At 64.2% G+C, this 8,216-nt stretch carries 3 protein-coding genes; 2 read left to right on the forward strand and 1 reads right to left on the reverse strand.

Annotated elements, in window-relative coordinates:
• Nucleotides 1-350 precede the first annotated feature (350 nt).
• Entirely contained in the window at nucleotides 351-5,249 is a 4,899-nt protein-coding gene (locus BFP89_RS16240) for an alpha-2-macroglobulin family protein (protein WP_065886471.1), read from the forward strand.
• Between the two features lie 46 nt (nucleotides 5,250-5,295).
• On the opposite strand, the gene BFP89_RS16245 is transcribed toward BFP89_RS16240, so the two are convergent.
• A complete protein-coding gene (locus BFP89_RS16245; RefSeq protein ID WP_065886472.1) occupies nucleotides 5,296-5,589 on the reverse strand; it encodes a hypothetical protein in 294 nt (97 codons plus the stop codon).
• A 91-nt stretch (nucleotides 5,590-5,680) separates the two neighbouring features.
• Here BFP89_RS16245 and pbpC point away from each other — a divergent pair, with 91 nt between their 5' ends.
• Nucleotides 5,681-8,011 carry a peptidoglycan glycosyltransferase PbpC gene (pbpC, locus tag BFP89_RS16250; RefSeq protein ID WP_065886473.1) on the forward strand — a complete coding sequence of 777 codons (2,331 nt, stop codon included), beginning with the start codon at nucleotides 5,681-5,683 and terminating at the stop codon, nucleotides 8,009-8,011.
• The last annotated feature ends 205 nt before the right edge of the window (nucleotides 8,012-8,216 follow it).

An 8,216-nucleotide genomic window follows, 5' to 3' on the forward strand; every position in this document is an offset into this window, starting at 1 on the left:
GGCTAACCCGGCGTCCTGCCGGGTTACCCACGGATTCAAGCCTGCGTTCGGCCAGCGTGGTTTAACGGGGCGCCTGAGATCAAGATCAAAAGCGGCTCGCTTCGCATCGTGGTTACGGTGGGGGCTACAGAGTTGTGTGGGTACGTCAGGCAACTTTTGTTGCTGATGTACCGCTATCGGGGGCGAGCCCCCTCCCACATGTTGATCTGCATTTTATGTTGGATTTGGTTTGACCCCAATGACACCCAGAACCAACACACCCTCCGTCGGTCAATGTGACCAGCTCCGCAGCAGCTTGGTCGGCGCTGATATATAGTTCACCCTCGGTTTCCTCTGACTATGAGTGCCCCATGCTTAACAAAGGATTGTTCCTGGCCTGTGCGCTGGCCCTGCTGAGCGCCTGCGATTCTTCCGATAAACCGTCCGCGCCCTCTGCCCCGGCGGCGAGTGTGGCGCCCAAGCCGGCCAAGGCGGCGGTGGATGTGGCGGCGTTGAAGCAGCGGTACGCCGGGCGTGAGTTAAGCGTGGTGGATGTGTCCGAGGTGCAGTTGGACGGGGCCAGCACCCTGTCGGTGAGTTTTTCCATTCCCCTGGACCCGGATCAGAAGTTCGCCGACAAAGTCCATTTGGTCGACAGCAAGTCGGGCAAGGTCGATGGCGGCTGGGAGCTTTCCGATAACTTGATGGAATTGCGCCTGCGCCACCTGGAGCCGCAGCGCAAGTTGGTGCTGACGGTGGATGCCGGGGTGAAGGCGGTCAACGACAACCTGCTTGCCGCCGAATACACCGCTCGCCTGGAAACCCGCGACCTGCAAGCCACCGTCGGCTTCGCCAGCCGTGGCACGCTGTTGCCCACACGCCTGGCTGAGGGCCTGCCGGTGATCGCGCTGAACGTCGACAAGATCGACGTTGAATTCTTCCGGATCAAGGCCGAGTCCCTGCCGGCGTTCCTGGCGCAGTGGGGGCGCAACACCAGCCTGCAAAGTTACGAATCCCGCGAATTGCTGCCGATGGCCGACCTGGTCTACGGCGGCCGTTTTGACCTCAACCCGGCGCGCAATACCCGCGAAACCCTGCTGCTGCCGATCGCCGGCCTCAAGCAATTGCAGCAGCCGGGCGTGTACCTGGCGGTGATGCGTGCCTCGGGCACCTACAACTATTCGCAACCGGCCACGCTGTTTACCTTGAGTGATATCGGCCTGTCGGTGCACCGCTACGCCAATCGCCTGGATGTATTTACCCAGGCGCTGGAAGGTGGCAAGGCGTTGAACGGCGTCGAACTGGAAATCCTCGATGCCGAAGGCCGCGTACTCGGCCAGGGCAAGACCGAAGACGGTGGCCACGCCGAGTTGCCGCTGCCGAAAAAAGCCCAGGTGTTGCTGGCCAAGCAGGGTGAACAAACCAGTTTGCTGCGTCTGGACAGTGCCGCGCTGGACCTGGCCGAGTTCGATATCGGTGGGCAGCCGTCGCACCCGTTGCAGTTCTTTGTGTTCGGCCCGCGTGACCTGTATCGCCCCGGTGAAACCGTGCTGCTCAACGCCCTGTTGCGCGACAAGGACGGCAACGCCGTCAAGCCGCAACCGGTGAGCGTCGAAGTGCGGCGCCCCGATGAGCAGGTCAGCCGCAAATTCGTGTGGGAGGCCGACGCCTCCGGTCTCTATCAATACCCGCTGCAACTGGCCGGCGAAGCACCGACCGGGCGCTGGCAGTTGGTATTCGACCTGGGCGACGGCAAGCCGCAGCTGTATGAATTCCTCGTCGAAGACTTCCTGCCCGAGCGCCTGGCGCTGGAGCTCAAGGGCAGTGACACGCCACTGAGCCCGGCGGATGACGCGGTCATCCAGGTCAATGGCCGTTATCTGTACGGCGCGCCGGCCTCGGGTAATCGGGTCAGCGGGCAGGTCTATGTGCGCCCGCTGCGTGAGGCGGTGAAAAGCTTGCCGGGCTACCAGTTCGGCTCGGTCACCGAAGAAGAGCTGAGCCAGGATTTCGAGCTGGACGAAAGCACGCTGGACGCCAAGGGCCAGGAAGAACTGACCCTGGAAAGCAAATGGGCCGAGGCCAAGTCGCCTCTGCAATTGATCGTGCAGGCCAGTCTGCAGGAGTCGGGCGGGCGGCCGATCACCCGACGCCTGGTACAGCCGATCTGGCCGGCCGAGCAGTTGCCGGGCCTGCGCGGGCTGTTTGATGGCACTGAAACCAACGGCGACGGCCCGGCGGAGTTCGAAGTGCTGGTGGCCAACCAGGACGGCCAGAAACTTGCCGCGCAGAACCTCAAGGTGCGTCTGGTGCGTGAGCGCCGCGACTATTACTGGAACTACTCGGACAATGATGGCTGGAGCTATCACTACAACGAGAAATTCCTCAACCTCGACGAACAAACCCTCGACATCAAGGCCGGCGACACCGCCAAGGTCAGCTTCCAGGTGGAGTGGGGCCCCTACCGCGTCGAGGTCGAAGACCCGCAGACCGGCTTGATCAGCAGCCTGCGCTTCTGGGCCGGCTACCAGGCCCAGGACAACACCGAAGGCGGCGCCGTGCGCCCCGATCAGGTCAAGCTGGCATTGGATAAACCCGCCTATGCCGATGGCGACACCGCCAACGTCACCGTCACGCCGCCGGCGGCCGGTAAAGGCTACCTGCTGGTTGAGTCCGCCGAGGGGCCGCTGTGGTGGCAGGAAATCGACGTGCCGGCCGAAGGCAAGAGTTTCGCCGTCAAGCTCGACCCGAAATGGTCGCGGCATGATCTGTACGTGAGCGCGCTGGTGATCCGTCCCGGCGAGCGCAAAGCCAATATCACCCCCAAACGCGCGGTGGGCCTGCTGCATCTGCCGTTGGACCGTACCCAGCGCAAGCTTGGCCTGACGCTGACGGCGCCGGAAAAAATGCGCCCCAAACAGCCGCTGACGGTGAAGATCGCCGCCAAAAACGCCGACGGCAGTGTGCCCAAACAGGTGCATGTGCTGGTGGCCGCAGTGGACGTGGGCATTCTCAATATCACCGAATACCCTACACCCGACCCATACTCCAGCCTGTTCGGCCGCAAGGCCTATGGCGTGGACCAGTTCGACATCTACGGCCAGTTGATCGAAGCCGGGCAGGGCCGTCTGGCCAGCCTGGCGTTCGGGGGCGATGCGGCACTGGCCAAGGGCGGCAAGCGCCCGGACACCAGCGTGACCATCGTCGCCCTGCAAAGCGCACCGGTGACGCTCAACGAGCAGGGCGAGGGCGAAGTCAGCGTCGATATTCCGGATTTCAACGGCGAGCTGCGCCTGATGGCCCAGGCCTGGAGCGATGACCGTTACGGCATGGCCGAAGCCAAGACAGTGATCGCCGCGCCGCTGATTGCCGAGTTGTCGGCACCGCGCTTCCTGGCCGGTGGTGACGAGACGACGTTGGCGCTGGACCTGTCCAACCTGTCGGGCAAGGCGCAGAAGCTGGACGTGCAACTGAGCGCCGAAGGGCAGTTGCAGCTGGTCAACGGCGGCGCGCACAGCGTCGAGTTGAAACAAGGCCAGCGCACCACGCTGCGCATCCCGGTGAAAGCCTGGGGCGGCCTGGGCAATGGCAAGGTCAAGGTGACGGTCAACGGTTTGGATCTGCCCGGTGAAAACCTGCCGCCGTTCAGCCGGGAATGGACCCTGGGCGTGCGTCCTGCTTACCCTGCGTTGCTCAAGCATTACCGCGCCGTGCTCAAGGACCAGCCGTGGAGCTTGCCTGCGGGCACGCTGGAGCAGTTCGACAGCGCAGGCAGCGAGGCGTTATTGAGCCTGTCCAGCCGGCCGCCGTTGAACCTCGGTGCGCAGATCAGCGCGCTCAAGGCCTACCCCTACGGTTGCCTGGAGCAAACCGCCAGCGGCCTGTACCCATCGCTCTACGCCGATGACGCGTTGCTTAAACGCCTGAGCATCAAGGGCGAGCCGGATGCCGAGCGTAAACGCAAGATCGAGCTGGGTATCGAACGCCTGCTGGGCATGCAGCGCTACAACGGCAGCTTCGGTTTGTGGGGCGCCGACGGCGAGGAAGAATATTGGCTGACCGCCTATGTCACCGACTTCCTGCTGCGCGCCCGTGACCAGGGTTTTGCAGTGCCGGCCGAGGCGCTGAAGAAAGCCAGTGAGCGTCTGCTGCGCTATGTGCAGGAGCGCAACCTGATCGAAGTCGACTACAGCGACAACGCCGAACACACCCGCTTTGCCGTGCAGGCCTACGCCGGCATGGTTTTGGCGCGCAGTCAGCAGGCGCCGCTGGGGGCCTTGCGCAGTATCTTCGAGCGACGCAGCGATGCGCGTTCCGGCTTGCCCCTGGTGCAGTTGGCCATTGCCCTGCAGAAAATGGGCGACCAGCCGCGTGCGGACCAGGCGCTGCTCGCCGGCCTGGCCGCGCAGCGCAGCGCCAAGGAATGGCTGGCCGACTACGGCAGCCCGTTGCGCGATCAGGCGATGATCCTGGCGTTGCTGGAAGAAAATGACCTGGCCAAGGGCAAGCGCGAGGAACGTCTGTTCGCGCTCTCGGACCAGTTGGCGGCCAGCCCGTATTTGTCGACCCAGGAGCGTAATTCGCTGTTCCTCGCCGGGCGGCTCGGGCTCGCCCAGCCAGAGGCGAACTGGCAAGTGTCGCTGACCGGCAGTGGTGGTGTGCGTGAACTGAACAACCAGCAATCAACCCTGCAACTGGATGACAAGCTGCTGACCAGCGACTTGAGCCTGAGCAATCAGGGGGACACGCCGGTGTACCAGCAACTGACGATTTCCGGTTACCCACAAGTGCCACCGGCAGCGGGCGGTGAGAACCTGAGCATCCGTCGCGAATACCTGGGCATGAACGGCCAGCCGCTGAACCTGCGCAGCCTCAACAGCGGCGACCTGGTGCTGGTGCATTTGGCGGTCAGCGCCAAGCAACGCGTGCCGGATGCCCTGGTGGTCGACCTGCTGCCCGCCGGCCTGGAACTGGAAAACCAGAACCTGGCCCAAAGCGCGGCCAGCCTGGAGAACGCCAGCAGCCAGGTGAAGGAATGGCGCGAGTCGATGCAGAACGCGTCGCTCAAGCATCAGGAGTTTCGTGATGACCGCTACGTGGCGGCGATGAACCTGGACGGTTACGGCGGCACCACGCACTTGCTGTACCTGGCACGGGCAGTGACACCGGGCACCTACCGCGTGCCGCCGCCCCAGGTGGAGTCGATGTATCGGCCGAACTGGCAGGCGGTGGGCGAAACCCCGGCAGATATGGTGATCAAGGGCCGCTGAAAAACCAATGTGGGAGGGGGCAAGCCCCCTCCCACAGGGATTGTGATCAGTGCACAACCCAGCTCAACAACCACAGGCCCAGCACCAGCCAGATGATCCCGATAATGACCGAGGCCCGCATAAAGGCGCGTACCGCCGAGTACAAAAAGAGCAGCCCGACGATCAGGGTGATGATGCTGATGATCGAGGTGTCCATGCCCAGGGTGCGCGACAAGCCATCGATAAAGTTGCCGCCGGCGTGGGTCAAGGCTCCGAACAAGCCGCTCAGACCGTCGACGATAAAGCGGATGACGGAGCCGAGCGCCTGGCCCAACCATTCGAAAAAGCTTTCTACCTGCATGTGCGTGTCCTGATTAAGAAGGTGGGCGTAACTGTGCCTTTGGTCGTTGTTGCGACAGGCGAGTTCCCTGCAAGCATAGAGGTTTGCCCGGTTGAATTTGCGTTTTGTTGCTCGCTGGACACTGGTGAGCCTGTTGTTGGTCATTGCCCTGCTATGGCTGGCCGACCGTATCTGGCCCTTGCCGTTGCCCCAGGACGACCTGGCCCGGGTGGTGCTGGCCGAGGATGGCACGCCATTGTGGCGCTTTGCCGATGCCGATGGCGTGTGGCGCTATCCGGTGCACACCCGCGAGGTCTCACCGTATTACCTGGACGCGGTGCTGACCTACGAAGACCGTTGGTTCTATCGCCACCCCGGGGTCAATCCGTTGGCGCTGGTGCGGGCGACGTGGCAGAACCTGACCGGCGCGCGGGTGGTGTCGGGCGGCAGCACCTTATCGATGCAGGTGGCGCGCTTGCTCGACCCGCATTCACGCACCCTGCAGGGCAAGTTGCGGCAACTCTGGCGTACCGCACAGCTGGAATGGCATCTGTCCAAGGACGAAATCCTCACCCTGTACCTGAACCGCGCGCCCTTCGGCGGCACGCTGCAGGGCGTGGCGGCGGCCAGTTGGGCCTATCTGGGCAAATCCCCGGAGCAACTGACCCACGCCGAAGCCGCCCTGCTCGCGGTATTGCCCCAGGCACCGAGCCGCCTGCGCCCGGACCGTCACCCGCAACGCGCCCAGCAGGCGCGGGACAAAGTGCTGCGCCGCCTCGCCGAGTTCCAGGTATGGCCGCAATCGGCGGTCGATGAAGCCCTGGAAGAACCGCTGCTGCTCGCGCCGCGCCTGGAACCGAGCCTGGCCCCCTTGCTCGCGCGCCGCCTGAACCGGCCCGACAGCCCGCCCTTGATCCGCACCACCGTGGACGCCACCCTGCAACGTCGCCTCGAAGACCTGCTGCTGGGCTGGCGTGCGCGTTTGCCCGAACATACCTCGGCGGCGATCCTGGTGGTGGAGGAAGAAACCATGGCGGTGCGCGCTTACCTCGGCTCGGTGGATATCAATGATGCCAAGCGTTTTGGCCATGTGGACATGATCAACGCGCTGCGCTCGCCCGGTTCCACCTTGAAACCCTTCCTCTATGGCATGGCCCTGGACGACGGCCTGATTCATTCCGAGTCCCTGCTGCAGGACGTGCCGCGACGCTACGGCGATTACCGGCCGGGCAATTTCTCCATGGGCTTTACCGGGGCGGTGCCGGCGAGTACGGCGCTGTCCAGCTCGCTGAACCTGCCGGCGGTGCAATTGCTGGAAGCCTACGGGCCGAAACGCTTTGCCGCGCAGATGCGCATCGGCGGCATGCCGCTGGCGTTGCCGGCGTTGGCCGAGCCGAACCTGGCGTTGATCCTGGGCGGTGCCGGCAGTCGCCTGGAAGAGCTGGTCAGCGGCTACAGTGCATTGGCCCGCGACGGCAAGAGCGCCACCCTGCGCCTGCAGCCGGATGACGCGCTGCGCGAACGGCCATTGCTGTCGCCAGGGGCGGCCTGGATCGTGCGGCGTATCCTCAGCGGCCAGGCGCGCCCCGACCGCGACCCACGGGCCGAACTGGTGCAGCGCCCGACGCTGGCCTGGAAGACCGGCACCAGCTATGGCTTTCGTGATGCCTGGGCGATTGGTGTCGGCCCGCGTTATCTGATCGGCGTCTGGATCGGTCGTCCGGACGGCACGCCGGTGCCGGGGCAGTTTGGCCTGGCGTCGGCGGCGCCGTTGATGTTGCAGGTGCACGACGTACTGACCAACCGCGACAGCCAGCGCGGCATCAGCGCACCCGTCAAGGCGGTGCCGGCCAATGTGGGCGTGGCGGCAATCTGTTGGCCGCTGGGCCAGCCGATGAGTCGCAGCGATCCCAACTGTCGTCGCCAGCGGTTTGCCTGGACACTGGATAACACTACGCCGCCGACGTTGCAGGCACTGGATCAGCCGTTGAGCGTGGGGTTGATGGAAAACCTCTGGGTCAACGCCAAGGGCTTGCGCGTGGACGCCCATTGCCCTGGCGCCGAACCGAAGCATATCGCCCTGTGGCCGGCGCCGCTGGAGCCCTGGCTGCCCAGGGTGGAGCGCCGTGAAGCACGCATCCCGGCCGCCGACCCGGAGTGCCCGCCGCCGGCACTGGCCGCCGCTTCGCCGTTGTCCATTGTGGGCGTGCGCGAGGGCGATCAACTGCGTTTGCCCGCTGCCAGTCAACAGGCGCTGCGCCTGAAAATCTCCGCACTGGGCGGCAGCGGGCGGCGCTGGTGGTTTCTCAATGGTGCGCCGTTGGGGGATAGCGCCAATCAGGACAGCATCAATGCCAGCTTTGAGCGGTTGGGGCGCTATCAGCTCAGTGTGTTGGATGAGGCCGGGCAGACTGCCAGGCTTGAGTTCAGTGTTGTGGATTAGGGCCTCATCGGGGCAAGTCGAATCGTCGCACCGCTCCTCCCACAATTTTGATCTGTGAACACTTTTCAAATGTGGGAGGGGGCTTGCCCCCGATGGCGGCCTCTGGGCTGGCCAGGATGCTGGATTGGACCGAGTACATATCCGTTTCTGCGGTAACGGCTGCTATGGGTTCCGCTTTTACAGCGGCTCACTTTTGAAAAGCGCA

This window comes from Pseudomonas sp. 31 R 17 (assembly GCF_900004915.1).
GTDB classification, from domain to species: domain Bacteria; phylum Pseudomonadota; class Gammaproteobacteria; order Pseudomonadales; family Pseudomonadaceae; genus Aquipseudomonas; species Aquipseudomonas orientalis_A.